The sequence below is a fragment of the Streptomyces sp. NBC_01433 genome (genome assembly GCF_026340105.1).
In the GTDB taxonomy this organism is placed as follows: domain Bacteria; phylum Actinomycetota; class Actinomycetes; order Streptomycetales; family Streptomycetaceae; genus Streptomyces.
The window spans coordinates 4,217,725-4,244,301 of record NZ_JAPEPM010000001.1 but is presented as its reverse complement, the minus strand read 5'-3'; the positions used below and the strand labels follow the sequence as shown (position 1 = coordinate 4,244,301).

Sequence of the window (26,577 nt, the reverse complement as noted above, 5' to 3'; positions counted from 1 at the left end):
GACGTGATGTTAGCCACATGCGTGAGGCGGCGTCAGTATCCCGGAGGTCACAACCCCCGGATATGGCCGAACCCCGCCCACCGCGAGCGGGTGGACGGGGTTCTCGGACCGTATCGTTCCGGGGTCAACCGGACTCCCGTACGAAGGGGTCCGGCCGCGGCGTCAGCGGGTCGCGCGGTTGACCGCGGAGACGACCGCCTTGAGCGAGGCGCGCGTGGTGTTGGCGTCGATGCCGATGCCCCACAGCACCTTGCCGTCGATCGCGCACTCGATGTACGAGGCGGCCTGGGCGCTGGCACCCTCGCTCATCGTGTGCTCGGTGTAGTCCAGCAGGCGGGCGTCGATGCCGATGGCCTGCAGCGCTTCGAAGAACGCGGAGATCGGGCCGTTGCCGGTACCGGTCAGTACGGTGTCCGTGCCGTCGACGGTGGCCTCGACGGTCAGGGTGTCCTTGCCGTCGGTGTCGGTCGTGGTCTGACCGGAGCGGATCTGTACGCGCCCCCAGGCGTTCCGCGGGTTCGGCAGGTACTCGTCCTGGAAGGTGGACCAGATCTGGGCCGGGGTGACCTCGCCGCCCTCGGCGTCGGTCTTGGCCTGAATGATCCGGGAGAACTCGATCTGCATCCGGCGCGGCAGGTCCAGCTTGTGGTCGTTCTTCAGGACGTAGGCGATTCCGCCCTTGCCGGACTGCGAGTTGACCCGGATGACGGCCTCGTAGGAGCGGCCGACGTCCTTCGGGTCGATCGGCAGGTACGGCACCGCCCACTCGATGTCGTCGACGGTCGTGCCCCGGGCGGCCGCGTCGGCCTCCATGGCATCGAAGCCCTTCTTGATGGCGTCCTGGTGGGAGCCGGAGAAGGCGGTGTAGACCAGGTCGCCCGCGTAGGGGTGGCGCGGGTGGACCTCCATCTGGTTGCAGTACTCGCTGGTGCGGCGGATCTCGTCGATCTGCGAGAAGTCGATCTGCGGGTCGACGCCCTGCGAGAACAGGTTCATGCCCAGGGTGACCAGGTCGACGTTGCCGGTGCGCTCGCCCTGGCCGAACAGGCAGCCCTCGATCCGGTCCGCACCGGCCATGATGGCCAGCTCGGCGGCGGCGACGGCGGTGCCGCGGTCGTTGTGCGGGTGGACCGACAGGCAGACGAACTCGCGGCGGGACAGATTGCGCGACATCCACTCGAACCGGTCCGCGTGCGTGGACGGCGTCGAACGCTCCACGGTGGCGGGCAGGTTCAGGATGATCTCGCGGCCCTCCTCGGGCTGCCAGACGTCGCAGACGGCCTCGCAGACCTCCAGGGCGAAGTCCAGCTCGGTGTCGGTGAAGATCTCCGGGCTGTACTGGTAGCCGAAGACCGTCTCCGGGCCCAGGATCTTCTCGGCGTACTCCATGACCAGCCGGGTGCCGTCCACGGCGATCTGCTTGACCTGCTCCTTCGTGCCGCGGAAGACCACGCGGCGGAAGGTGGGGGCGGTGGCGTTGTACAGGTGGACGGTGGCGCGACGGGCACCGACCAGTGACTCGACGGTCCGCTCGATCAGCTCTTCGCGGGCCTGCGTCAGGACGGAGATCGTCACGTCCTCGGGGATCGCGCCTTCTTCGATGATGGAGCGCACGAACGCGAAGTCGGTCTCGCCGGAGGACGGGAAGCCGACCTCGATCTCCTTGTAGCCCATGCTCACGAGCAGATCGAACATCTCGCGCTTGCGGGCCGGGGACATCGGGTCGATCAGCGCCTGGTTGCCGTCGCGCAGATCGGTGGACAGCCAGCGGGGCGCCACGGTGATCCGGCTGTCGGGCCAGGTGCGGTCGGGGATGTCCACGGCGTCGTAACCGCGGTACTTGTGGACCGGCATCCCGGACGGCTTCTGCAGCTGCGTCGCGTTGGTGACCGGCGTGGGGCGGCCGACGGAATCACCGGAATCAGAAGGACCGGAAATGTTCGTGGCAGTCATGGCGTAGGGCTCCTCGGGGGTCCGGCAAGGGGAACGGCCGACTGTGTCGCTGCAGCACCAGACTCCGCGGGGAGGGGGTCGGCCTACGACTACAGGCCCTCGCCGCGGCAGCTAAGGAGAAGCAGCCCGAAACGCATGATGCGACGAGAGTAACCGAGAGACACCCGGGGCGTCGGCCCGTATCAGTATGCGGGACCGGACATCCATGAAGGGTAAACAGTGACTCATCACTCCATTTCGTCAATCATCGTCGCAACCAGTGACAGCACGATGACGGAGTGCCACAGTCGATGTATGCAGCCCCGAACCGACGACGGGTTCCGCCCCGTCTTCTGCACCATCGTGCCGCCCCATCTCCTCGACAAGCTGTCGCAGTCCGACGACCCGCTCCTCGCCGATCCGGCGCGCCGCACCCTGGCCGCCGACGGCACCCGGCGCACCCGGCGCCGGATGACCGCCCTGGCCGGCTCCCCCGCCGCCCCGCCCACCGCGGGCGCCGTGCCCACCAAGCCGCACCGCACCCTGTACGACTGCCGCCACGGCACGAACCTGCCGGGCCACCGGGTCCGCGCCGAGGGCGAGGAGCCCACCGGGGACGCCAGCGTCAACCGCGCGTACGCGGGCCTCGGCGCCACGTTCGAACTGCTGCTCACGGCGTACGGGCGCAGCTCGATCGACGGCAAGGGTCTGCCGCTGATCGGCTCCGTGCACTACGACAAGAAGTACAACAACGCGTTCTTCGACGGCGAGCAGATGGTCTTCGGGGACGGTGACGGGGTGATCTTCCTGGACTTCACCGTCGCCGTGGACGTGATCGCCCACGAGCTGGCCCACGGGCTGACCCAGTACACGGCCAATCTGACGTACGAGGGCCAGGCCGGTGCGCTCAACGAGTCGGTCTCCGACGTCTTCGGCTCACTGGTCAAGCAGTACTCCCTGGGCCAGACAGCCGAGCAGGCCGACTGGCTGATCGGCGCGGGACTCCTCGCGCCCCGGGTCAACGGGGTGGCGCTGCGCTCGATGAAGGCTCCGGGCACGGCGTACGACGACGACGCGCTCGGCAAGGACCCGCAGCCCGCGTCGATGGACGACTACATCGAGACGGACGAGGACAACGGCGGGGTGCACCTCAACTCCGGCATCCCCAACCGCGCCTTCTACCTGCTGGCCACCGCGCTCGGCGGCAGCGCGTGGGAGCGGGCGGGCCAGATCTGGTTCGACGTGCTGACCGGCGGTGAGCTGACGGCGAACGCGGACTTCGCCGAATTCGCCCGGCTGACCGTGGCCGCCGCGCGCGAACGCTTCGGGGAGGGCGACGAGCGCGAGGCGGTCCTGAAGGCATGGTCGGAGGTGGGTGTACCGACCGCTTGAGTCCCGCCCGTCGGGACTCGACGGCTGAAGTCCCGCCCCCATCAGGACTCGACCGCTTGAGTCCCTTCCCCACCCCGGCTAGACAGGACCCATGCGTATTCAGGTGAGTCGGACCGGCGGTTTCGCGGGCATCGCACGCCACCGTGAGGTGGACACCTCGGGGCGGCCGGACACGGCCGAGTGGGAGACCCTCGCGAAGGAGGCACTCACGGCCGGCCGGGACAGCCCGCCGGCCGGGGTGCCGGACGGGTTCCGGTACCGCCTCACGATCGGCGACCGGACCGTGTACTGCGCTGACCCCGATCTGACCGGGGCGCAGCGCACGCTGATCTCACGCATCCTCAAGGAGGGTGCGTGAGATCGGCCCTGTGAGGTTGTTGCGGGAACGGCCGGACGGGCCGTTCCCGCAGCGGTCAGAATCCGAGCTTCCGCAGCTGCTTGGGATCGCGCTGCCAGTCCTTGGCGACCTTCACATGCAGGTCCAGGAAGACCGGCGTACCGAGCAGCGCCTCGATGTGCTTGCGCGACTTGGTGCCGACCTCCTTCAGCCGCTTGCCCTTCGGGCCGATGATGATGCCCTTCTGGCTGGGGCGCTCGATGTAGACGTTCGCGTGGATGTCCAGCAACGGCTTGTCCGCCGGGCGGTCCTCGCGCGGCAGCATCTCCTCGACGACGACCGCGATGGAGTGCGGCAGCTCGTCGCGTACGCCTTCCAGCGCGGCCTCACGGATCAGCTCCGCGACCATGACCATCTCGGGCTCGTCGGTGAGATCGCCCTCGGGGTAGAGCGGAGGGCTCTCCGGCAGGAGCGGGGCGATCAGGTCGGCGAGCAGGCTGACCTGCTGGTCCTTGACCGCGGAGACCGGGACGATCTCGGCCCACTCGAAGCCGAGCTCCTCACCGAGGCGGGAGACGGCGAGCAGCTGCTCGGCGAGCGCCTTGGAGTCGACCAGGTCGGTCTTGGTGATGATCGCGATCTTCGGGGTCTTCTTGATCCCCGCGAGTTCCTTGATGATGAACTTGTCGCCGGGGCCGAGCTTCTGGTCGGCGGGCAGGCAGAAACCGATGACGTCGACCTCCGCCCAGGTGGTCCGCACGACATCGTTCAGCCGCTCACCGAGCAGCGTGCGCGGCTTGTGGAGGCCGGGGGTGTCGACCAGGATCAGCTGGGCGTCGTCGCGGTGCACGATGCCGCGCACCGTGTGCCGGGTGGTCTGGGGGCGGTTGGAGGTGATCGCCACCTTCTGACCGACCAGAGCGTTCGTGAGGGTGGACTTGCCCGCGTTGGGGCGGCCCACGAAGCAGGCGAAGCCGGCCCGGTGGGGGGCGTTGTTCTCCGCCTGCTGCGCAGCAGCTTCTGGGTTCGGTCGAGCGCTCATGGCGACCATTCTCCCCGATCCCGGCGGCTGCGCCGCACAGCGGCCCGCACCGGGGCTTGTCGCGGACGCCTCAGGAGGTGCGCGCACGGCTCCGGCGGGCCCGTATCCACAGCCCCGTACCCGTCGCGACGATCACCCCCAAAGCCGCCGCGACCAGCCAGGGCAGCGCGATGTACGAGGCGGTCGCGGACTCGCGGGTGTCCCGGGCCGTGGCGGTGAGACGGATCTCGCCCCATTCCAGCTGGGGCGCTCCGGCCCAGGTTTCCGTCAGCCGCACCTGCTGGCGGGGCAGCAGCTCGGAGGGGATCTTCTTGAGGTCGCGGGCGAGCAGGGTGCGGCCGAAGAGGCCCTCGGCCCGGAGGGCGACCTCGGGGTTGAGCGTGACGTTGCCGCGGTTGCGCAGGGTGTACGAGATGACGGCCCGGCTCTTCCCGGTGCCGGGGACCAGGGGGCGGCTGTGCTCGACACGGATGTCGTCGACGGAGAGCGCGGGCATGGTGGGCCCGTTCACCCGCAGATAGATCCGGGCGCCGACGGCCTTGCGGACGCCGAGGGCGACGGCGCCCTGTTCCGCGTCCTCGACGCGTTCGTCGAGGGCGATGAGGGCGCCCGGGTGGTCACCGGGTTCGGCGTCCTCGGGGACGGTGATGGTGACCGGGACCGTGACCGAGCCGCGCGCCTTCACGGTGACCCGGTCGCGGCCGGTTCGCGCCCAGGCGCCGATGGAGCGCTGCTTCTCGTCCTGCGCGCGGACCGCGAACCCGCCGTCGCGCGCGGTGTTGTACGCGTCGGCCGCGTACAGCCGGAAGGTGAGCGGCCGGGCGGTCTTGTTGGTGACGGTGACCCGGTCGGTGAGCGTGGCGCCGGGGTCGGCGGAGAGGTAGAAGTACGGCCGCGCGGCGGACCGGGCGGCGGCCGGGTAGACGGACCAGCTGCCGTTGTCGGCGGCGTGGGCGGCGGGCGGCGCGATCAGCAGCAGGGCGCCGGTCAGGAGGAGTACGGAGAGCTTGCGCACGGTGCGGGACCCCCAGGGAGCTTGCGGAGCTTGTCCGGACGGAGCGGGCGGGCGGGCAGGGTGCGCGCCGGGTGCGCGCCCGGCCCGCGGGCGGATCAGGGCCGCGCCGTCAGGTGAGCGTGAGCGTCAGCACTCCGGAGTACGCGCCGGTGGCGGTGTACGCCGGTACGTCCAGCGCGAGCCGGGCGTCGACGCGGAACTCACCGCCGGTGGACGCGCCGTCGGGGGTGGAGGCCAGGGTGGCGCCCGCACTGCCGACCCCGCCCGCGGAACCGGCCGCGCACGTGCTCGGGCTGCCGGGCTTCGTCGCGCAGACCGGGGTCCAGCGCAGCGCGCCCGCGCCGATCCTCGCGTCGCCGGGTCCCTGGAAGTCGGTGACCCTGCCGGTGAGGGACCAGCCCGCCGGACCACCGCGGTAGTCCTCGACCGTCACCGTCCGCAGGGAGCCGCGGGAGGCGCCGCCCCTGCCGAAGTCGACCGCCGACATCTCGACGGCGTCCCCGTCCTGGACCATGGAGAGCGTGCCCGCCCGTACGGACGCGGTGAGCCGCTGGCTGCCGTCGGGGGTCTGGCCGCCGCCGTCCGTCGCGACGATCGTCCGTGCGACGGGGGCGGGGGGGTCCGTCACCGTGCACGGGGTGTCCAGCTCCATGAGGTAGCTGGTGTGGATGTTGTAGTCGCCGGGCGACAGGGTGATCTCGCCGGGCGCGGTGACCGTGAACGTGCCCGTCATCGAGAACGACGGGAACGCGCCCTTGCCGGGGACCGGCTCGTTCTTCCTCGGACCGGCGACCGTGACCTCGGCGGACTGGGCACCGGCCACGGCGACCTTCCCGGTCGGCGTCATGATGTCGGCGGGCAGCGCCAGATCGACGGGGTTGCTCGCGGCGGGCTCGATCACGGTGTACGTCACCGTGACGGTGTCGCCTACCTTCGGGGCCGCGTTGTCGACGGTGATCTCGGCGGTGGTGGGACCGTCGATGGGCGGGATTCCGGCGATGGGCGGCGGGACGCAGTGGGTGGGGAAGTCCACCGCGACGGAGTCCGTCGCCCTGGCCAGGGCCGGACCGCCGCCGAGCACTCCCGAACCGGCGACGACGAGTGCGGTGACGCCCATCGCGGCGGCCCGGCGGTGCCACGGGCCGGGGGATCTTCGCATGGTTGCTCGCATGAACGGGTGCCCCTCCTGCGGGATGGCGGCACAGCGGCTCCTCTGCGCCGACGGGGGGCCATTGACGGCCTCGGCCCGGAAGAAGTCAAGGGAGACGAATCGCGGTGACTGATGGCCCATCAGGCGCTGTCATGATCCCGTGCCGCCACCACGCCGGACGCCCCGCACCATGGAGGTGCGGGGCGTCGGTGAAGGCGGTGCGGCGCGTCGCGGAAGGGCGGTGCGGCGCGTCGTACGGGGCTTGGGCGGAGCCGACGGGCGTGCGTCGCGGGCGCCGGTGCCGGGTATCAGCCCGCCGTCACCCTGACCCGTACGGTGCCGTCGGGCCCGGCGAGCAGCACCGGGGTGTCCGGCCCGCCCAGGTCCCGTACCGCCGCCCGGTCCGCGTCCGAAGGGGTCTCGGCCGCGGAGACGACCGCGGCGGCCTCCAGCGAGGTGGCACCGCTGGCCACCGCCATCGCGACGGCGGTCTGCAGGGCACTCAGCTTCAGCGACTCCAGCGCCACCGTGCCCGCGACATACGTACGCCCCGTCTCGTCCCGTACGGCCGCGCCCTCCGGTACCCCGTTGCGGGCGCGGGCGCTGCGTGCCAGCGTGACGATCTTGCGGTCCTCGGGGGCGAGGTCGGTGGTCTCAGTCATGGCACGAGCATACGAAGCGATCGGACCCGTACGCGGCGACGGGGTGCCTCACCCCGGCACCGGGTACATCGAACCGCGCCGGCCCTCCGGTGAGGCCAGCCACTGGAGCTTGCTCTCCGTGCCGGTGTCCGGCAGCGGTGTGTGCAGCACGATCGCCAGGTCGGGCCGGGCAGGCACCCGGAGCTGGGTGGACTCCACGGACAGGGTGCCCACCACCGGGTGGTGCAGCTCCTTGCGGACCTGGCCTCCCGGGGCGACGTCGCGCCGCTGCCACAGTTCGGCGAACTCGGCGCTCGCCCCCTTCGCCTCGTCGATGACGGCCCGGAAGCCCTCGTCGTCCGGGCACTCCGAGCAGGCGGCCCGGAACTGCGCCACGACCTGCGGGGCGAGCGCGGACCAGCGGGTCCCGGACCGGGAGCGGTAGACCGGATCGGTGAAGAAGGCGATCAGGCAGTTCTGCACGATGCCGGGGCGCATGCCCAGCACCATCGAGGCCGCGTCGTTGTACAGCACGGTGTTCCAGTAGCGGTCCATGATGTGGGCCGGGAACGGCATCCAGGCGTCTATCAGCCGGGTCAGCCCCTCGCACATGTCCGCGTGGGCCGGGTCGACCTCGGCCGGGGGCGGGTTCAGCCCGGCCAGGGCGTAGAGGTGGCGGCGTTCGGCGCTGCTGAGCCGCAGCACCCGGGCGACCGCGTCCAGGACCTGCGGGGAGACGGTGATGTCGCGGCCCTGCTCCAGCCACTGGTACCAGGAGACGCCCACCCCGGCGAGGACGGCGACCTCCTCGCGGCGCAGCCCGGGGGTGCGGCGACGGGCGCCGCCGTCGGGCAGACCCGCCTCGGCCGGGGTGACCCGGGCCCGTCGGCTCATCAGGAACTCGCGCAGTTCGGCGAGCCGGTGCGCCTTGACGCCGTCCGTCGCGTGCTGGGCCGGTGTGGCCACGTACTCCCCCTGGTGTCCGTGCGCGCTCCTGCCTGGTGGTGCGAGCAACAGGATAAGTTCCCGCTCCCCACGGATATTCCTGTCGCCGCAGGGTGGGGGCCATGGCGATCGACACTCCCCCTTCCCCGGCCTCCCATGCTTCCCCGGCCCCCCGCACCTCGGCACCGGCCGACGCCCCGGAACGGCTCTCCGGCCGGGCCCGGCTGGTCCTCTTCGTGCTGTGCGCCGCCCAGTTCATGGTGGCGCTCGACTTCTCCGTACTGAATGTGGCGCTGCCGGTACTCGGCAAGGACCTGGGCCTGAGCACGTCCGGGCTGCAATGGGCGGTCACCGCCTTCGCCCTGCCGTCCGGCGGATTCCTGCTGCTGTTCGGCCGGATCGCCGATCTGTACGGCAGGCGCAGGCTGTTTCTCGCCGGGCTCGTCGTGTTCGGGGCTTCCTCGCTGCTGGCGACACTGGCCTGGGACCCGGCCTCGTTCCTGGCCGGGCGGGCGTTGCAGGGGCTCGGCGCGGCCGTGATCGTGCCGACCGGGATGTCGCTGCTCACCACCACGTTCCCGGAGGGCCCGCTGCGGGACCGGGCGCTGGGGATCAGCGGGACCCTGCTCTCGCTCGGCTTCACGGTGGGCATGGTGGCGGGCGGCGTACTGACCGACACGCTGGGCTGGCGTTCCACGATGGGGCTGCTGAGCATCGCCGCCGCCGTGGTGCTGGTGCTGGCTCCCAAGGTGCTCGGCGAGTCGCGTACGACGGACCGGCCGAAGCTCGACGTGCCGGGCGCGGTGAGTGTGACCGGTGGTCTGCTGGCCCTGATCTACTCCCTGTCGACGGCGGCCGAGCGCGGGTTCGGCGGCGCGGACGTCCTGATCACACTGGTGCTGGGCGTGGCCCTGCTGATCGCCTTCGTGGTCGTGGAGTCCCGCTCGGCGGCACCGCTGGTCTCGCTCCCGATGCTGAGGCGGCGGACGGTGGCCTTCGGGAATCTGGGCGGTCTGATCACCTTCTCGATGATGAGCACCGTCGTGTTCGTCCTGACCCTGTACCTCCAGGAGGTCCTGGACCTGTCCGCCCTCGGCACGGGGCTGGTCTTCGGGGTGCAGGGAGTGTTCTCGGTGGTGGCGGGGACGTACGCCCCGAAGCTCATCGGCCGCATCGGCGCCCGCCGGACGCTGGCGCTGTCGCTGCTCGGCCAGGGCGTGTTCATCGGCGCGCTGCTGGGACTCGGCGAGGACTCGGGCGTTCTGACGGCGACCGTGGCCGTCTCGCTGGCGAGCATGTGCCACCTGGGCGCGATCATCTCGTACGGCCTGGTGGTGACGTCGGGCGTCCCGGACGAGGAGCAGGGCCTGGCGACGGGGCTGGTCACCACGACCCAGCAGGTCGGCATCACCATCGGCATCCCGCTGCTGGGGGTGCTGGCGACGACGCAGGACGTGCTGTTCGACGGCGTACGGACGGTGGTGGCGGTGGCCGCGGCGATCCTGCTGGTGGCCGGTGCGGCGGTGGCGGCGGGGCTGCGCCGCGGATGAACCGGCGTTACGGGCCCGCTCCACGACCGGTCACGCCGTGGAGCGGGCCCGTAGGGCCGTTCAAGGACCGTGGGTGAGGCGCGCTACGGCCGTTCAAGGGCCGTACGGGCTGCGGGCTGCGGCTGACGGGCTATGACCGGTCCAGCCGCAGGCGTTCCGCTTTCGGCAGGCCCGCCACCACCAGGTCGTACGAGTCCTCGATCAGCTCGCGCAGCTTCCGGTCCGGCACCCCGGAGACCGTCACCGTGTTCCAGTGGCGCTTGTTCATGTGCCAGCCGGGGATGATCGCGGCGTGCTCCTCCCGGAGCCGTACCGCCTCGTCCGGGTCGCACTTCAGATTGACCGTCAGCGGCCGTGCGTCCAGCGCGCTGAGCGCGAACATCTTGCCGAGCACCTTGAAGACCGAGGTCTCCGGACCGAACGGGAACTCCTCCACGCTCGCGTTGAACTCCAGGCAGAACGCCCTCAGCCGCTCCGGTGTCATTCCGCTTGTGCCCCTTCCGGCTCCACCAGCACCGTGACGATCTTGTTCCGGCGGCCCGCCGGGGACTCCGCGGTCAGCCTGAGCTTCCTGCTGTCGGGCAGGTCGACCACCGCGGAGGCACCGGCGATCGGGACCCGGCCGAGCGCCTTCGCGAGAAGTCCGCCGACCGTCTCCACGTCCTCGTCGTCGTACTCGTCGATCCCGAACAGCTCGCCGAGGTCGCCGATGTCGAGGCGTGCGGTCACCCGGTAGCAGCCGTTCTCCAGCTCCTGGACCGGCGGGAGTTCGCGGTCGTACTCGTCGGTGATCTCGCCGACGATCTCCTCCAGGATGTCCTCGATCGTGACGATGCCCGCCGTGCCGCCGTACTCGTCGATGACGACCGCGACATGGCTGCGGTCCTGCTGCATCTCCCGCAGCAGGTCCCCGGCGTTCTTCGTGTCCGGCACGAACGCCGCGGGCCGCATCGCCGTGGAGACCAGATCGGCCTCCGACTCCCGGTTGATGTGCGTCTTGCGGACCAGGTCCTTGAGATAGACGATGCCGACTATGTCGTCCTCGTTCTCCCCGGTGACCGGGATCCGCGAGAAACCGGAGCGCAGGGCGAGCGTCAGGGCCTGACGGATCGTCTTGTAGCGCTCGATGCAGACCAGGTCGGTGCGCGGCACCATCACTTCGCGTACGAGCGTGTCACCCAGCTCGAAGACCGAGTGCACCATGCGGCGCTCGTCGTCCTCGATCAGCGACTCCGCCTCCGCGAGGTCGACCATCGCCCGCAGCTCCGCCTCGCTGGCGAACGGGCCCTTGCGGAACCCCTTGCCGGGCGTCAGCGCGTTGCCGAGGAGGATCAGCAGCTGGGGGATCGGGCCCATGATCCTGGCCAGCGGCAGCAGGACGTACGCCGCCGCCGTCGCGGTGTTCAGCGGGTGCTGGCGGCCGATGGTGCGCGGGGAGACGCCGATGGCGACATAGCTGACGAGGACCATCACCCCCATGGCGACGGCCAGGGCCTCCCAGGTCTCGGGGAACTCCTTCAGGCAGGCGTACGTGACGAGTACCCCGGCGGACATCTCGCAGGCGACCCGCACCAGCAGGGCGACATTGAGGTAGCGGGTCGGGTCGGCCGCGATCTGCGCCAGCTTCGCGCTGCCGCGCCGCCCCGCCCGTACCGCCTCCGCCGCCCGGAAGCTCGACGTGCGGGCGATGCCCGTCTCCGCGCAGGCCGCCAGCCAGCCGACGACGACCAGCAGGACGGCACCGGTGATGAGCGGGAGGCTCACGAGACGGTGGGGGCGGGCGACGCGCCGGTGAGTCCGTGCTCGCCGCGCCAGCCGTCGACGATGGCCGCCTGAAGGCCGAACATCTCGGCCTTCTCGTCCGGCTCCTCGTGGTCGTAGCCCAGCAGATGCAGCACTCCATGGACGGTGAGGAGCTGAAGCTCCTCGTCCATGGAGTGCTGGGTCTCCGCCTCTTCACCCTGCTTCTTCGCGACCTCCGGGCAGAGCACGATGTCACCGAGGAGCCCCTGCGGGGGCTCCTCCTCGTCCTTGGAGGGCGGACGCAGTTCGTCCATCGGGAAGGACATGACATCCGTCGGACCGGGGAGGTCCATCCACTGGATGTGGAGCTGCTCCATGGCGTCGGTGTCCACCACGATCACCGAGAGTTCGGACAGCGGGTGGATCCGCATCCGGGCGAGCGCGTAGCGGGCGATGTCGAGGATCGCCTGCTCGTCGACCTCGGTTCCGGACTCGTTGTTGACGTCGATCGACATGGTGCGCTGCGACTACTTCCCGTTGTGGCTGTCTCGGCTGTCGTACTTCTCGTACGCGTCGACGATACGGCCGACCAGCTTGTGCCGGACGACATCCTGGGAGGTGAGCCGGGAGAAGTGCACGTCCTGGACACCCTCCAGGATCTCCTGGACCTGCCGCAGACCACTCTTCGTGCCGCTCGGCAGGTCGACCTGGGTGACGTCACCGGTGACGACGATCTTCGAGTCGAAACCGAGCCGGGTGAGGAACATCTTCATCTGCTCGGCGCTGGTGTTCTGCGCCTCGTCGAGAATGATGAAGGCGTCATTCAGGGTGTTGTGCGTCAGCAGATAGTCCTGGGTGACGTAGAGCGAATCCTCGGCCGCCACCTGAATGCAAACGGCCTCCTCACGGCCCGTCGGCTCGATGCTGTCGATGAAGCGCATGGGACGTCCGCCGCCCCCGGCAGCGTGGTACGTGTCCGCCTTGCGGGCGAGACGGAAGGGCTCGATGCCCTCGGGAAGACGGATATCGATGACGTGGGCGTCGTAACGGTGGTGCACCTCCCGCCCCTGGGCGAAGCCGGGTGCCCGCCCTTCGGCGGCGCGGCGGCGCGTGTACGCGACGCCTCCCAGCGACCGCACGAGGGCGATCACATCGTCCCGCAGGGCGATCGACGACGTCGAGTACTGGATACGGCAGGCGCGGTCCGCCTGCGTGACCGGACCGCCGTCGGAGTCGAGGAGCCCCTGCAGCACTCCGAGGCGTACTTCGGCGGAGTTGAGGAGATAGTCGTCCGGGACGAACTTGGAGTGCGACCGGGTCCCCAGCAGGTCCAGCCGACGCAGAATGCCGGTGACCGGGTTCTCCAGGGTGACCACGTCGCCCGGCGCCTTGATCCGGTTCAGTACGTAGTCCTGCCCGCCCCGGTGCCGCAGGGTGACGCCCATGAGGGCTCCCTCCAGTGCCTCGGCCAGCTCCGGGTCGGCCGTGGCGTACGACGGCGTGGTGGAGCCGGTGAGGCATCGGTCGCCGAGCAGGAGCCCCAGCGCGTACGGGTCCATGGGAACGTCACGCTCGGGATGGCTCACCGGCGCGGTCAGCATCGGCAGCTCGTAACGGCGGGCGTGCCCCGCGCGGAGGTCGCCGATCATCTCCTGGGTCTCCAGGACCCGCCACGGCTTGTCACGGCGGCGGTCGGAGGCCGTGCGAACGGTCCACAGGTGCTCGCCGCAGCACAGCGTCCAGGAGCCGTCCTGTGCGCTGACGCGGTAGATGTCCTTCTCGCCCTGCGGGTAGACGCCCAGCACCGGGGTCGGCTCGCCGTTCGACCCGATGACGAGGTCACCGACCCGGAGATCGCCGATGGGGCACCAGCCGTCCGGCGTCAGGACGTTCGTGAAGACCGGTTGCGCCCGGCCACGCATATAAGCCAGCGGCGCCACCTCGATCGTGCCCGCCGCCATCAGCCGCGGGATCGAGTCGGGGTCGAGCATGTCGTGCAGGGCGTCGTAGAGCGGGCGCAGATACGGGTCGATCTTGTCGAAGAGCGTGCCCGGCAGGAAGCCGAGCCGCTCCCCCGCCTCGACGGCGGGCCGGGTCAGGATGATCCGGCTGACCTGCTTGGACTGGAGGGCCTGGACCGCCTTCGCCATGGCGAGGTAGGTCTTGCCCGTACCGGCGGGTCCGATGCCGAAGACGATCGTGTGCTTGTCGATCGCGTCGACGTACCGCTTCTGGTTGAGGGTCTTGGGGCGGATGGTGCGGCCGCGGCTGGAGAGGATGTTCTGTGTGAGCACCTCGGCGGGTGTCTCGCCGTGCGGGTCCCCCTGCCCGTTGCCGCTCGCCCGGAGCATGGCGATCGACCGTTCCACTGCGTCCTCCGTCATCGGCTGCCCGGTGCGGAGCACCAGCATCATCTCGTCGAACAAGCGCTGGATCAGGGCGACATCGGCTGCCTCGCCCGTGGCACTGATCTCGTTGCCCCGGACATGGATGTCGGCCGCCGGGAAAGCCGTTTCGATCACGCGCAGCAGCGAGTCGCCCGATCCCAGGAGCATCACCATGGGGTGTGCGGCCGGAATCCTGATCTGGGCACGCGCCTGCGGCTGTGTGGGTGTCTGAGTCATGGGCCGGCCCTCGGGCCTGCGCATACCTCCCGTTGCAGGGTTCTCGCTGCTCGACAACCTCTGGATTACCAAGCCTACGACTCACCACCGACAACACCGAGAGGTTTTACCGGGCACGTGTTCACCGGTTCACCGGCTCACTGACGGAAGCCGATCGTCGGCACCGCGCGGCGCAGCGGCCATGGGCGGGCGGCGGCGGGCAGCAGTTCCTGGAGGAACGCGTACCGCTCCAGCGCGGCCGGATCCTGATCGGCGCAGGTGCGCACCTGCTGCCACCAGGCGGCGATCTCCGCCCAGCCGGGCGCGGACAGCGAGCCGCCGAACTCCTGCACCGAGAGGGCCGCGGTCAGCCCGGCGAAGGCCAGCCGGTCGGACAGCGGCCAGTTGGCGAGGGTCCCGGTGACGAACCCGGCGACGAAGACATCACCGGCCCCGGTCGGATCGAGTGCCGCCACGGCGATGGCGGGCACCTCGGCCGTGGCGCCGGTCCGCCCGTCGGCCGCGTACGCGCCTTCCGCGCCCAGGGTGACCACGGCGAGGGGTACGCGGTCGGCGAGCGCGTGGGCGGCGGCTCGCGGGCAGTCGGTGCGGGTGTAGCGCATCGCCTCCTCGGCGTTGGGCAGGAACGCCTCGCAGTGCGCCAGGTCCGGCAGCCCGTCCAGGTCCCAGCGGCCGGTCTCGTCCCAGCCGACGTCGGCGAAGATCCGGGCGCCGTGCCGGGCGGCGGAGGCCACCCAGGGTTCGCTGCGGCCCGGGACGAGTGAGGCGACGGCGGCCCGTGCGCGCGGCGGGCAGTGCGGGAACGTCGGGCCGGGCACGGTGGCCATGGCGGGGGCCGGCGCCTCGTGGCCGTGGGAGACCATCGTCCGCTCGCCCTCGTAGGCCATGGAGACCGTGACCGGCGAGTGCCAGCCCGGGACGGTGTGGGACATCGACAGGTCGATGCCTTCGCCCTGTTCGAGGGCGTCCCAGCAGTACTCCCCGTAGTGGTCGTCGCCGAAGGCCGCGGCCAGTGAGGTGTGCAGGCCGAGCCGGGCGAGGGCGGTGGCCATGTTGGCGACGCCGCCGGGGCTGGAGCCCATGCCCCGCGCCCAGGACTCGGTGCCGCGCACCGGGGCGCTGTCCAGCCCGGTGAAGACGATGTCGAGGAAGACCGTGCCGGTCAGGAAGACGTCGCACGCGGGATCCTGCGGGGCGCGCAGCGCCAGCAGCGGGTCGATGCCTGGAATGTCTGTGCTCACCGTGCGCTCCCCGGCCGTGGCGGATCTGGTCCGCGCGTTCCCTGCGCGATCCGGCCAGTGTGCCCGATTCGCGTCGCCGGAGGGGGCGTTCACGCCGTGCCGCTGAGACCGACCTGACCTGCATAAACATGCGCTGTTACCCGGCTCTGGAGTGCATAAACGCATAAGTGACCTAGATCACACTTGAGCGGCTTTCGATCGACTGGGAGCACTTGATACAAATTGGCCCGCGAGCACCGTTGGGGGCTGTTACCGACGAGTGCCCCATCTCCCCTCATTTTCCGCTTTTCCCCCTTGCCCCACCCCTGTCTTCACCCCCCTGTCTTCACCCTCCCCGCCTTGCCACCCCCTGCCTTCTCAGGCATGTCTTCAGGAACGCCCATGTCCTCGCGCCCTCGCGCCGCGTGGCCCTTGGTTGCCGTGTTCACCGCCGGTTACCTCGCCGCCTATCTGCTCCCCACCATCGTCGGCCGGCTCAGCCTCTATCTGGGCCTCAGCGCGGCCCAGGCGGGCCTGGTCGGCAGTGCTCTTCTGCTGAGTTCGGCCTGTGCCGGTTTCACTCTGGCGGGCCGCGTCGAGCGCTGGGGGGCGCGGCGACCGGCACGTATCGGACTGACACTGGCGATACTGGGCTACGGCTGTGCCGCGCTGGCCGGGTCCGTTCCGCTGGTGGTCCTGGGCTCGATGATCGGTGGCCTCGGTTCCGGTACGGCGACCGCCGTCGCCGCGGCCGGGATCGCCGCCCAGCGCGACCCGCACCGGACGTCGTCGCTCGGGCTGCTCACCGTCTCCGCGACCGCGGGCGCCCTCTATCTGACGATCCCGCACCTGGGCGGCGGCCACCGGCTGCCGTTCGCGTCGATCGCGCTGGTCGCCCTGCTCGTCTGGCCCGCCACCGCACGGCTCGGCACCGCCACGGCGGCGCAGAGCCCGGCGCAGGTCTCCGGGCGGCTGCCGCACCGCCGCTCCGGTCTGGTGCTGGCGGCCGGGATGCTCATCTGGTCCATGGCGCAGAACGCGCTGTGGGGTGTGAGCAGCCGCATCGGTGTCGTGCAGGTGGGGCTCTCCGAGGTCACCATCGGCGCGGTGTTCGCCGCCGCGCTCGGCGCCGGGCTGCTCGGCGTGATGGGTGCCGGGATGCTGGGCGCGCGGCTCGGCAGGGCGGTGCCGATCGGTCTCGGCACGATGATCATCGCGGTGAGCATCGTGCTCAGTTCCTCGGCGCGGGACCTCGGTTCGTTCGCGACCGGCGAGATCCTGTGGAACACCGTCTACCCGGTGGTCCTGTCGTATCTGATCGGCCTCGCCGCCTCGCTGGACATACGCGGTCGCTGGGCGGTCCTCGCGGGTTCGGCCTCGTCCGTCGGGGTGGCCTGCGGTCCGCTCCTGGGCAGTGTGCTCTCCGAGCAGGCCGGTTACCGGGCGATGGGCCTGGTCCTGGGAGCGGTCACGCTGCTGGTGGCGGCGCCGGTCACCGCCGTCGCGCTGCACGCCGGTGGCCGTCCGCTGGTGCCCGGTTCGGTCCGCCGTCGCGGTGGTGCCCCGGCCGCGCTGCTCGCCGCGACCACCGGTGGCCTGCCCGGCGCCGTGCCCAAGCTCGGTTCGCCGGAACAGGCCGTCACGGAACTCGCGGTGCCCGCGCTGCGCCGCAGGCGCCTGGGCCGGAACGCGTTCCGGACGGCCGGTCCGGCGGACGGGTCCGGTCAGTCGAACGCGTACGCCTCGACCTCGGAGAGGTAGCGCGCCCTGCGCTCCTCGTCGTGGTCGAGGAAGGCCGCCTCGAAGGAGTTGCGGGCCAGCGTGCGCAGCTGTTCGTGGTCCAGGGCGAGCGCCTCGTGGACCGCGTGGAAGGTGTCTCCGACGTACCCGCCGAAGTAGGCGGGGTCGTCGGAGTTCACCGTGCAGAGCAGCCCGGCGGCCATCATCTCCCGCAGGGGGTGATCCTCCAGGATGTCGATGGCGCGCAGCCGTACGTTGGACAGCGGGCAGAGCGTGAGCGGGATCCGGTCCGCGACCAGCCGCCGTACCAGGCCGGGGTCCTCCATGCAGCGCAGTCCGTGGTCGACGCGCTCGACGCCCAGGACGTCCAGGGCCTCGCGGATGTACTCCGGCGGGCCCTCCTCCCCCGCGTGGGCGACCTTGCGCAGCCCGAGCGCCCCGGCCGCCTCGTACACCTCGCGGAACTTGGCGGGCGGGTGGCCGACCTCCGCCGAGTCCAGGCCGACGGCGCTGATCCGGTGCAGATACGGCTTCGCCGCCTCCAGGGTCTCCAGCGCCGATGCGGCCGACCGGTCGCGCAGGAAGCACAGGATCAGCTGGGTGGAGATGCCGTGCGTCTCCTCGCTGCGCTCCAGCGCCCTGCCGAGTCCCTCGATCACGCTGCCGATCGGGACGCCGCGCGCGGTGTGCGCCTGCGGGTCGAAGAAGATCTCCGCGTGCCGTACGCCCTGGGCGGCGGCGCGGGTGAGGTAGGCGTCGGCGAGTTCGGTGAAGTCGTCCTCGGTCCGCAGCACCGCCATCAGCGCGTAGTACAGGTCGAGGAAGGTCTGGAGGTCGTCGAAGAGGTAGGCGGTGCGCAGCTCCTCGGTGGTGGCGTACGGCAGCTTCACCCCGTTGCGTCTCGCGAGCGCGAAGGCCAGCTCGGGTTCGAGGGTGCCTTCGATGTGGAGGTGGAGTTCTGCCTTGGGGAGGTGCACGTCGTCTCGCTCACAAATGGTGGTGCTGGTGTGTTCCGGGTACTGCCGTGGTTCGGGTGCTGCCGCGGTGTTTCGGGTGCTGCCGTGATTCAGAGGTGCCTGGTGGGCAGCGGTACCCGGATCAGGTCCTGGGCGACGGTGAGGCCGCCCTCGAACCCTGCGGCGCGGGCCTGGGTCTCGAAGAGCCCCGGGTCGTTGTACCGCTGCGAGAAGTGGGTCAGCACGAGGTGCCGTACGCCCGCTTCCCTCGCCACCCGGGCCGCCTGTCCGGCGGTCAGGTGCCCGTGGTCGGTGGCCAGCCGTTCGTCCTCGTCGAGGAACGTCGACTCGATGACCAGCATGTCGCAGCCCTCGGCGAGCGCGTACACGCCGTCGCAGAGCCTGGTGTCCATGATGAACGCGAACCGCTGTCCGCGCCGGTGCTCGGAGACCTCGTCGAGCGTGATCGCGCCGAGCGCTCCCTCGCGCTGGATCCGGCCGACGTCCGGGCCCCGGATACCGTGCTCGGCGAGCTTGGCGGGCAGCATGCGCCGGGTGTCGGGTTCGGTCAGCCGGTAGCCGTACGACTCGACGGGGTGCGAGAGCCGGTGGGTGTCGAGGGTGTACGTGTCCGTGGTGGCCAGCACCCCGTCGGCGGCGATGGGCGCCTGGATCAGCTCGACGGACTCGCGGTAGGCGGTCGCGTACCGCAGCCGCTCGAAGAAGTGCTGCCCGCTCGCCGGGTAGTGCGCGGTGACGGGGTGCGGCACCTGGTCCAGGTTGATCCGCTGGATCACTCCGGCCAGGCCCAGCGAGTGGTCGCCGTGGAAGTGCGTGACGCAGATCCGGTTGATGTCGTGCGCGGCGACGCCGGCCCGGAGCATCTGGCGCTGGGTCCCCTCGCCGGGATCGAAGAGGATGCCCTCACCGTCCCAGCGCAGGAGATAGCCGTTGTGGTTGCGGTGCCGGGTGGGGACCTGGCTGGCGGTGCCGAGCACCACCAGTTCTCGTACGGACATGGGTGGGTGCGCCCGCTATCCGGGGGGCCACTGGAGGCCGCGGCCTCCCAGTACATGGGCGTGGGCGTGGAAGACGGTCTGGCCGGCGCCGGAGCCGGTGTTGAGGACCAGCCGGTAGCCGCTCCCGTCGAGCTTCTCGTCGGCGGCGACCTGACCGGCCTCGCGCAGCATGTCCGCGGCGATCTGCGGTTCGGCGGCGGCGAGCGAGGCGGCGTCCGGGTAGTGCGCCTTGGGGATGACCAGGACGTGCGTCGGGGCCTGCGGGTTGATGTCGCGGAAGGCGACGGTCGTCTCGCTCTCGCGGACGATGGTCGCCGGGATGTCTCCCGAGACGATCTTGCAGAACAGGCAGTCGGTCTGCGGCTCTCCCGCCATGGCCGGGTCTCCTCGGTCGTCGGTGATCAGTACACGGGCATGCTATCCGGGCCGGTCCGGATCACTTCTTGCGCGGCCGGTCGAACCAGATCGTCAGCAGGACCGGTATCAGGCCCGTCCAGAACAGCACCTGAGGGATGCCGCGTTCGCTCCACGGCACGAGGGCGATCACGACCGCCAGCAGCGTCCCCCACACCGCCTGCGCGAGCACCAGTCTCGCCCAGAACATCCGGCTCAGCAGGGACCGGAGGGTGAGCCGGATCCCGTTGCGCAGCCGGCGGTAGCGGAGCAGGGCGCCGAGACCCCAGGCCACGGCCATCAGCGCGATCGCGTACAGCCGGGTGCCGAGCGACAGGGGCAGCTCCCTGGGTGCCTCGCCCTCGGCCGGGAAGAGGTCAATCGACACGCCCGCGATACAGAGGCTGAGCACCGCGAGCCAGCGGGTGCCGCGCAGCATCCGGAACACGGTCAGGTCCAGCTTGGCGCGCAGCAGCGCGGAGCCCGGATCCGCGGTGAGCGCGTCGGCGTACGCCGACGCCTTCGCCGGAAGCCGGACGTCCTTCGCGGCGCTCTGCGCGTTCGCGAACTCCTCCAGCGCCCACGCGTCCTCCGGATCCAGCCGCAGGGTCTGCCGTACCGCGAAATCGCGGGCGTCGGCCCGGCCCACCACCAGCGACGCCTTCCAGAGTCCGTAGTACGCCCCGGTGTACTCGGGGCCGAGCCGGACCGCCTGCTCGGCCACCGCGAACGCCTCGGGCCAGCGCTCCTGCCAGGCCATGACCGCCTCGGACAGCGCGACGTGCGCCGACGACGACTCGGGGGCGAGCCGGACGGCTTCCTGGGCGGCGGCCAGTGCCTCGTCGCGGCGGCTCGTGCGGCGCAGCCCGTAGGTGCGCACGATCAGCGCGTCCCAGTCCTCCGGATCGGCCCGCAGCGCCTCGCCGGTGGTGGTGATGACCTCCGCGTACTCCCGCAGGCTCAGATGGCAGCGGGCGAGCTGGACCCAGGCCCGGCCGTCGTCGGGGTCCTCCGCGAGCCGGCGCGCCAGCAGCGCCTTGGCCTCGTCGTACCGGCCCAGCGAATGGAGGGCGTACGCCTGCTCGGTGAGGGGGTGCGAAGTGGTCACAGTCGGCGCTTCTTCTTCAGGTGGGCCAGCAGGTCGTCGTAGCTGCCACCGTCGTTGGCGAACATCGCGACGTTGCGGGCTGTCGCGAACCACGGTTCGGTGGAGGGCCGTACGGTCTTCGCCGCCGCCAGCAGGTCCTTCATGTTGATCAGCCGGACCGTGCCGGTGCGGGCCGAGTCGAGCAGGGCGGTCTCGGACGCGGACTCGCAGAGATGGGCGAGGTCGGCGCCGGAGAAGTCCTCGGTGGCCCTGGCCAGTTTGCCCAGGTCCACCGATTCGATGGGCCGCTCGCGCAGGTGGTAGCGGAGGATCGCCTCGCGTGCGGCGGCGTCGGGCGGCAGGACGAGCAGGGTGCGGTCGAGGCGGCCCGGCCTGCGCAGCGCGATGTCCACGTCCCAGGGGACATTGGTGGCGGCGAGCACGAACACGCCCTCGTTGGCGCCGTCGACCCCGTCGAGTTCGGTGAGGAGCTGGTTGACCGTGTTGCGCATGCCGCCGCTCGCGGTACGGCTGCGCTTGGCGCCCAGCGCGTCCAGTTCGTCCAGGAACACCACACAGGGCGCCTGGCGGCGGGCGGTCTCGAAGACCTCGTGCATGTTGCGTTCGGAATTGCCGACCCACATGTCGAGGACGTCGTCGACCGAGACGGAGAGGAACCGGGCACCGAGTTCGCCCGCGACGGCGCGGGCGATGAACGTCTTGCCGCAGCCGGGCGGGCCGTACAGCAGGAGGCCGCCGCGCAGGCTCTTGCCGTACAGCTTGCGCAGTTCGGGGTTGCGCATCGGGGCGAGGAAGGCCGCTTCGAGGCGGTCCTTGACCTCGTACATGCCGCCGACGTCGTCGAGCCGCAGGGTGGGTGCCTCCGTGTCCCAGGCCGAGGCGTCATCTCCGCCGCCGTCCCCGGCGAGCGGCGCCTCCAGGGGGCCTCCGGGCTGCCGCGCCTCGGGCGGCAACGGCAGCGGCGTCACGAAGCGCGGCGGAACGGCGTCCTTGATCTCGTTCTCCGCGGCTTTCCAGTCGAAGTCCGGGGCGGGGGCCGGTACCGGTGCTGGTTCCGGTGCCGCTGTCCCGAGATCGGACCGCGGCGCCGACCGCGGCTGCGGCTGTTCCTCCGCCTTCGGCCGCGGCATCCCCATCGCGCGCATCATCAGCCCGCGCGCCGCCTCGTCCCCCGGTGCGTGCTGGAGCGCCACGGCGGCCTGGGCGACCGCGGCCTCGGACTGCCCCTCGCCCAGCAGCAGTTCGGCCAGATGCAGCCGCAGGGGTACGTCGCCCGGCGCCGCGTCGACCGCGGTGCGCAGGCTCATGATCAGAGGCGACTCGTTGGACATGACCTCACCCTACGTAACGGGTCTGACAGTCCGTCGCCCGGTCGGAGTCGGGGCCTGCCCGGTCAGGGTCGGAACAGCCCGGTCCGGTTCGGGACACGCCCGGTCACGGGGCGGAACATGCCGGTCCGGCTCGGAACCTGCCGGTCCAGGTCGCAACAGCCCCCGAAGCACCCGGACTTCGCCCTTCCGGCCCCTCAGCCCCAGCGTCCGGTGCGCCCCAGCAGCAGGGCGGCGGCGGCCGTCCCCGCCGTGGAGGTGCGCAGCACGCTGCGGCCCAGCCGGTAGGGCCGCGCGCCCGCCTCGGCGAAGGCGGCGAGTTCCTGCGGGGAGACGCCGCCCTCCGGGCCGACGACGAGCACGATCTCGCCGCGCGCCGGGAGTTCGGCGGTGGCGAGCGGCTCGCTGTCGCAGTCCCGGTCCTCGTGCAGCACGCCCGCGAAGTCCGCCGCGGCCAGCAGGGCGGCGACCTGCTTGGTCGTCATCGCCTCCGTGATCTCGGGGAACCGCACCCGGCGCGACTGCTTTCCCGCCTCCCTGGCCGTAGCGCGCCACTTCGCCAGGGACTTGAGGCCGCGGTCGCCCTTCCACTGCGTGATGCAGCGCGCGGCCTGCCACGGGACAACGGCGTCGATGCCCGTCTCCGTCATCGTCTCCACCGCGACCTCGCCGCGGTCACCCTTGGGCAGGGCCTGGACGACGGTGATACGGGGGGTGGGTGCGGACTCCTCGTGAACGGTCGTGAGGTCCGTGATCACCAGCCGGTCCTTGCCCTCGGCGGCCCGTACGACGCCCTCCGCCCACCGGCCCAGACCGTCCGTCAGGACGACGTCCTCACCGGCGTGCAGCCGCCGCACGGAGACGGCGTGCCGCCCTTCGGGGCCGTCCAGGACGAACTCGGGCCCGCTGGGCATCCGTTCGACGACGAAGACCGGTGCCGTCACTGGGCACTCCTTCCGCTCAACGCCACCCGGGCGGCTTCCAGTTCGGTGGCGAGCAGGTCGATCAGCTCTCCGGCGGGCAGCTCGCGTGCCATCCGGTGCCCTTGTCCGGCCCACAGTGCCATGCCCTGGGCGTCCCCGGTGCGGGCGGCCGCCTTGCGCAGCCCGCTCGTCACATAGTGCACCTGCGGGTAGGCGGCGGGGGCGTACGGGCCGTGCTCGGTCACGAAGCGGTTGACCAGGCCGCGGGCCGGGCGGCCGGAGAACGCCCGGGTCAGCGCCGTGCGGACGAACAGGGGGTTGGTCAGGGCCTGCTTGTGCAGCGGATGCGCCCCGGACTCCGGGCAGGCCAGGAACGCCGTGCCGAGCTGGGCCGCGTCCGCGCCCGCCGCGAGCACCCCGGCGATCTGGGAGCCGCGCATCAGCCCGCCCGCCGCGATGACGGGCAGCTGGACCGTCTCGCGGACCTGGGCGACGAGGGAGAGCAGCCCGATGCCGGTGTTGTCCGCCTGCGGGTCGTCGCGGTGCGTGGACTGGTGGCCGCCCGCCTCGACGCCCTGGACGCAGACGGCGTCGGCGCCCGCCCGCTGGGCGCCCTGCGCCTCCTCGGCGGTGGTGACCGTCACGACGGTGTACGTGCCCGCCTTGGCGAAGGCGTCCAGTGTGTCGCGGGTGGGGCAGCCGAAGGTGAAGGAGACCGCGGGGACCGGGTCCTCCAGGAGGATCGCGACCTTGGCCTCGTAGCCGTCGTCGCCGCTGGTGTCCGGGTCGCCGAGCGGGGTCTCGTACCAGACGGCCTCACCGGCGAGCTGATGGCAGTAGACCTCGACGGCGCTCGGATCGGCGAGGGCGGGCTGCGGCATGAAGAGGTTGACGCCGAACGGCCCGCCGGTCAGCCTGCGCACCTGCTTGATCTCGTTGTACATGCCGTCCGTCGTCTTGTACCCGGCGGCGAGGAACCCGAGCCCGCCGGCGTCGGCGACGGCCCCGACGAGCTCCGGGGACGAGACACCGCCCGCCATCGGGGCCTGCACGATCGGATACCGGCAGAGATCGGTCAACTCGGAGGACATGACCGCATCGTGCCATGTCCGGCACACAGGGCCGAATCAGCCATGAGACGGCATGACCGGTATACCGCTGTACGCAGCACCGCCCGCCGGTACGAGACCGACGGGCGGTGCGGTGACAGGCCGAGACCGGTTCAGCGGCCGTTGAAAGCGTCCTTCAGCCGGGAGAACAGCCCTTGCTGACCTGGCTGAAACTGGCCGATGGGCCGTTCCTCGCCGCGCAGCTTCGCCAGCTCGCGCAGCAGTCGCTCCTGCTCCGAGTCCAGCTTGGACGGGGTCAGTACTTCGACATGCACGATCAGGTCGCCCCGGCCACCGCCGCGCAGATGCGTGATCCCGCGCCCGTGCAGCGGCACCGACTGACCGGACTGGGTGCCCGGCCTGATATCGATCTCCTCCAGGCCGTCGAGCGTCTCCAGCGGCACCTTGGTGCCGAGCGAGGCGGCCGTCATCGGGATGGTGACCGTGCAGTGCAGATCGTCGCCACGCCGCTGGAACACCGCGTGCGAGAGCTCGTGGATCTCGACGTACAGATCGCCGGCCGGTCCGCCGCCGGGGCCGACCTCGCCCTCGCCCGCGAGCTGGATGCGGGTGCCGTTGTCGACGCCCGCGGGGATCTTCACGGTGAGCGTGCGCCGCGAGCGGATGCGGCCGTCACCGGCGCACTCCGGGCAGGGCGTCGGCACGACCGTACCGAAGCCCTGGCACTGCGGGCAGGGCCGCGAGGTCATGACCTGGCCCAGGAAGGACCGGGTGACCTGGGAGACCTCGCCGCGACCGCGGCACATGTCACAGGTCTGGGCGGAGGTGCCGGGGGCCGCGCCCTCGCCACTGCACGTCGTACAGACGACCGCCGTGTCGACCTGGATGTCCTTGGTGGTGCCGAAGGCGGCCTCGGAGAGGTCGATCTCCAGCCGGATCATCGCGTCCTGGCCGCGCCGGGTGCGCGAACGGGGTCCGCGCTGCGATGCCGTACCGAAGAACGCGTCCATGATGTCGGAGAAGTTGCCGAAGCCACCTTGTCCGAATCCGCCCGCGCCACCTCCGCCGGAGGCGGACAGCGGGTCGCCGCCGAGGTCGTAGACCTGCTTCTTCTGCGGATCCGACAACACCTCGTAAGCGGCGTTGATCTCCTTGAACCGCTCCTGGGTCTTCGGATCCGGGTTGACATCCGGGTGCAGCTCGCGGGCGAGCCGCCGGAATGCCTTCTTGATCTCGTCCTGAGATGCGTCGCGGCGCACGCCTAGTACGGCGTAGTAGTCCGTGGCCACTTACGAATCCGCCAGGATCTGTCCGACGTAACGTGCCACTGCGCGTACCGCTCCCATCGTTCCGGGGTAGTCCATGCGGGTCGGTCCGACCACGCCGAGTTTGGCGACTGCCTCGTCGCCCGAACCGTAGCCGACCGCGACGACGGACGTGGAGTTGAGCCCCTCATGGGCGTTCTCGTGCCCGATACGTACGGTCATGCCCGAGTCCGTTGCCTCACCGAGCAGCTTCAGCAGCACGACCTGCTCCTCCAGTGCTTCCAGCACCGGCCGGATCATCACCGGGAAGTCGTGCCCGAAGCGGGTGAGGTTGGAGGTGCCGCCGATCATCAGCCGCTCCTCCGTCTCCTCGACCAGCGTTTCGAGAAGGACGGAGAGCACCGTGGAGACGGTGCCCCGGTCCTCGCTGTCGAAGGATTCCGGCAGCTCCTGCACCAGTTGCGGAACATCCGCGAAGCGGCGTCCCACGACCCGGCTGTTGAGCCGGGCCCGCAGATCGGCGAGAGAGGTCTCACCGAACGGCGCGGGGCAGTCGATCATACGCTGTTCGACCCGGCCGGTGTCGGTGATCAGGACCAGCATCAGCCGGGCGGGGGCCAGCGCCAGCAGCTCCACGTGCCGCACCGTCGAGCGGGTCAGCGAGGGGTACTGCACGACGGCGACCTGCCGGGTCAGCTGCGCGAGCAGCCGTACGGTGCGGCCCACGACATCGTCGAGGTCGACCGCGCCGTCGAGGAAATTCTGAATGGCGCGGCGCTCCGGCGAGGACAGCGGCTTGACGCCCGCCAGCCGGTCGACGAAGAGCCGGTAGCCCTTGTCCGTCGGGATGCGCCCCGCGCTCGTGTGCGGCTGGGCGATGAAGCCCTCGTCCTCCAGCACGGCCATGTCGTTGCGGATGGTGGCCGGGGAGACCCCGAGCTTGTGCCGCTCCGTGAGCGCCTTGGAGCCGACGGGCTCCTCGGTGCCGACATAGTCCTGGACGATGGCGCGCAGCACTTCGAGTCTGCGTTCGCTGAGCATCGCGCACACCTCCAGCTGTCGTCTCCGGTGTCTGCCTGGCACTCTGTGCGTTCGAGTGCCAGCAATCCCCCCGGCCAGTGTACGGGGGCGGGGTGCCCCCCAGGCAAGGGCGACCGGCCACGCTACCGCGAGACTGCGCAGGT

The 26,577-nt window shown here is 71.0% G+C and carries 24 protein-coding genes; 4 read left to right on the top strand and 20 right to left on the bottom strand.

Annotated features, from left to right (window positions below; genetic code table 11):
• Positions 1–162: 162 nt before the first annotated feature.
• A complete protein-coding gene (gene leuA / locus OG413_RS19045) occupies positions 163–1,953 on the bottom strand; it encodes a 2-isopropylmalate synthase (protein ID WP_266807090.1) in 1,791 nt (596 codons plus the stop codon).
• Between the two features lie 294 nt (positions 1,954–2,247).
• Between leuA and OG413_RS19040 the strand changes: the two genes are divergently transcribed.
• Positions 2,248–3,324 (top strand): M4 family metallopeptidase, encoded by a 1,077-nt coding sequence (locus OG413_RS19040; RefSeq protein ID WP_266807088.1) that lies wholly within the window; start codon positions 2,248–2,250, stop codon positions 3,322–3,324.
• A gap of 91 nt (positions 3,325–3,415) precedes the next feature.
• Positions 3,416–3,682 carry a protealysin inhibitor emfourin gene (locus tag OG413_RS19035; RefSeq protein ID WP_266807086.1) on the top strand — a complete coding sequence of 89 codons (267 nt, stop codon included), beginning with the start codon at positions 3,416–3,418 and terminating at the stop codon, positions 3,680–3,682.
• Positions 3,683–3,737: 55 nt separating this feature from the next.
• Here the strand turns inward: OG413_RS19035 and era are convergent, their stop codons facing one another.
• The 5 genes from era to OG413_RS19010 form a co-directional block, all read right to left on the bottom strand.
• Positions 3,738–4,712: a GTPase Era gene (gene era / locus OG413_RS19030; RefSeq protein ID WP_198953375.1), complete on the bottom strand. Its 975-nt coding sequence runs from the start codon at positions 4,710–4,712 to the stop codon at positions 3,738–3,740.
• A gap of 61 nt (positions 4,713–4,773) precedes the next feature.
• On the bottom strand, positions 4,774–5,718 hold the full coding sequence (locus OG413_RS19025; protein ID WP_266807084.1) for a DUF916 domain-containing protein: 945 nt from the start codon (positions 5,716–5,718) through the stop codon (positions 4,774–4,776).
• Between the two features lie 109 nt (positions 5,719–5,827).
• On the bottom strand, positions 5,828–6,877 hold the full coding sequence (locus tag OG413_RS19020; protein ID WP_266807082.1) for a beta-xylosidase: 1,050 nt from the start codon (positions 6,875–6,877) through the stop codon (positions 5,828–5,830).
• A 299-nt stretch (positions 6,878–7,176) separates the two neighbouring features.
• Positions 7,177–7,530, bottom strand: coding sequence for a cytidine deaminase (locus OG413_RS19015; protein WP_266807080.1), 354 nt, complete (start codon positions 7,528–7,530; stop codon positions 7,177–7,179).
• Between the two features lie 48 nt (positions 7,531–7,578).
• Positions 7,579–8,475: a helix-turn-helix transcriptional regulator gene (locus OG413_RS19010; protein WP_266807078.1), complete on the bottom strand. Its 897-nt coding sequence runs from the start codon at positions 8,473–8,475 to the stop codon at positions 7,579–7,581.
• A 101-nt stretch (positions 8,476–8,576) separates the two neighbouring features.
• On the opposite strand from OG413_RS19010, the gene OG413_RS19005 reads away from it, so the two are divergent.
• A complete protein-coding gene (locus OG413_RS19005; protein WP_266807077.1) occupies positions 8,577–10,004 on the top strand; it encodes an MFS transporter in 1,428 nt (475 codons plus the stop codon).
• A gap of 130 nt (positions 10,005–10,134) precedes the next feature.
• Here the strand turns inward: OG413_RS19005 and OG413_RS19000 are convergent, their stop codons facing one another.
• The 5 genes from OG413_RS19000 to OG413_RS18980 all read right to left on the bottom strand — a co-directional run bounded on the left by OG413_RS19000 (position 10,135) and on the right by OG413_RS18980 (position 15,612).
• Entirely contained in the window at positions 10,135–10,488 is a 354-nt protein-coding gene (locus OG413_RS19000) for an MmcQ/YjbR family DNA-binding protein (RefSeq protein ID WP_266807075.1), read from the bottom strand.
• Positions 10,485–11,768, bottom strand: a complete 1,284-nt coding sequence (locus OG413_RS18995; RefSeq protein ID WP_266807073.1) for a hemolysin family protein — start codon at positions 11,766–11,768, stop codon at positions 10,485–10,487. The genes OG413_RS19000 and OG413_RS18995 overlap by 4 nt, the downstream gene beginning before the upstream one ends.
• Positions 11,765–12,262, bottom strand: a complete 498-nt coding sequence (ybeY, locus tag OG413_RS18990) for an rRNA maturation RNase YbeY (RefSeq protein ID WP_266807071.1) — start codon at positions 12,260–12,262, stop codon at positions 11,765–11,767. Before ybeY ends, OG413_RS18995 begins: the two co-directional genes overlap by 4 nt.
• A gap of 12 nt (positions 12,263–12,274) precedes the next feature.
• Positions 12,275–14,371 carry a PhoH family protein gene (locus tag OG413_RS18985; RefSeq protein ID WP_266807069.1) on the bottom strand — a complete coding sequence of 699 codons (2,097 nt, stop codon included), beginning with the start codon at positions 14,369–14,371 and terminating at the stop codon, positions 12,275–12,277.
• A 137-nt stretch (positions 14,372–14,508) separates the two neighbouring features.
• The gene (locus tag OG413_RS18980) at positions 14,509–15,612 is read right to left on the bottom strand and encodes a carbohydrate kinase family protein (protein WP_266807067.1); all 1,104 of its coding nucleotides are present in this window, start codon (positions 15,610–15,612) and stop codon (positions 14,509–14,511) included.
• A gap of 381 nt (positions 15,613–15,993) precedes the next feature.
• On the opposite strand from OG413_RS18980, the gene OG413_RS18975 reads away from it, so the two are divergent.
• Positions 15,994–17,352 carry an MFS transporter gene (locus OG413_RS18975; protein ID WP_266807065.1) on the top strand — a complete coding sequence of 453 codons (1,359 nt, stop codon included), beginning with the start codon at positions 15,994–15,996 and terminating at the stop codon, positions 17,350–17,352.
• Here the strand turns inward: OG413_RS18975 and OG413_RS18970 are convergent.
• The 9 genes from OG413_RS18970 to hrcA form a co-directional block, all read right to left on the bottom strand.
• Positions 17,316–18,308: an adenosine deaminase gene (locus OG413_RS18970; RefSeq protein WP_266807063.1), complete on the bottom strand. Its 993-nt coding sequence runs from the start codon at positions 18,306–18,308 to the stop codon at positions 17,316–17,318. The two genes, OG413_RS18975 and OG413_RS18970, sit on opposite strands and share 37 nt — an antisense overlap.
• Positions 18,309–18,397: 89 nt before the next feature.
• Entirely contained in the window at positions 18,398–19,306 is a 909-nt protein-coding gene (locus OG413_RS18965; RefSeq protein ID WP_266807062.1) for a ribonuclease Z, read from the bottom strand.
• 15 nt (positions 19,307–19,321) lie between these two features.
• Positions 19,322–19,681, bottom strand: coding sequence for a histidine triad nucleotide-binding protein (locus OG413_RS18960; protein WP_266807061.1), 360 nt, complete (start codon positions 19,679–19,681; stop codon positions 19,322–19,324).
• Between the two features lie 61 nt (positions 19,682–19,742).
• Complete coding sequence (locus OG413_RS18955) at positions 19,743–20,807, bottom strand: tetratricopeptide repeat protein (RefSeq protein WP_266807059.1); 1,065 nt, start codon at positions 20,805–20,807, stop codon at positions 19,743–19,745.
• Entirely contained in the window at positions 20,804–22,138 is a 1,335-nt protein-coding gene (locus OG413_RS18950) for a 26S protease regulatory subunit (RefSeq protein ID WP_266807058.1), read from the bottom strand. Before OG413_RS18950 ends, OG413_RS18955 begins: the two co-directional genes overlap by 4 nt.
• Positions 22,139–22,332: 194 nt before the next feature.
• Entirely contained in the window at positions 22,333–23,079 is a 747-nt protein-coding gene (locus OG413_RS18945; RefSeq protein WP_266807056.1) for a 16S rRNA (uracil(1498)-N(3))-methyltransferase, read from the bottom strand.
• Positions 23,076–24,149 carry a nitronate monooxygenase gene (locus tag OG413_RS18940; protein ID WP_266807054.1) on the bottom strand — a complete coding sequence of 358 codons (1,074 nt, stop codon included), beginning with the start codon at positions 24,147–24,149 and terminating at the stop codon, positions 23,076–23,078. The genes OG413_RS18945 and OG413_RS18940 overlap by 4 nt, the downstream gene beginning before the upstream one ends.
• Before the next feature lie 131 nt (positions 24,150–24,280).
• Positions 24,281–25,417, bottom strand: a complete 1,137-nt coding sequence (dnaJ, locus tag OG413_RS18935) for a molecular chaperone DnaJ (RefSeq protein ID WP_266807053.1) — start codon at positions 25,415–25,417, stop codon at positions 24,281–24,283.
• Positions 25,418–26,434, bottom strand: coding sequence for a heat-inducible transcriptional repressor HrcA (hrcA, locus tag OG413_RS18930; protein ID WP_266807052.1), 1,017 nt, complete (start codon positions 26,432–26,434; stop codon positions 25,418–25,420).
• Between the last annotated feature and the right edge of the window lie 143 nt (positions 26,435–26,577).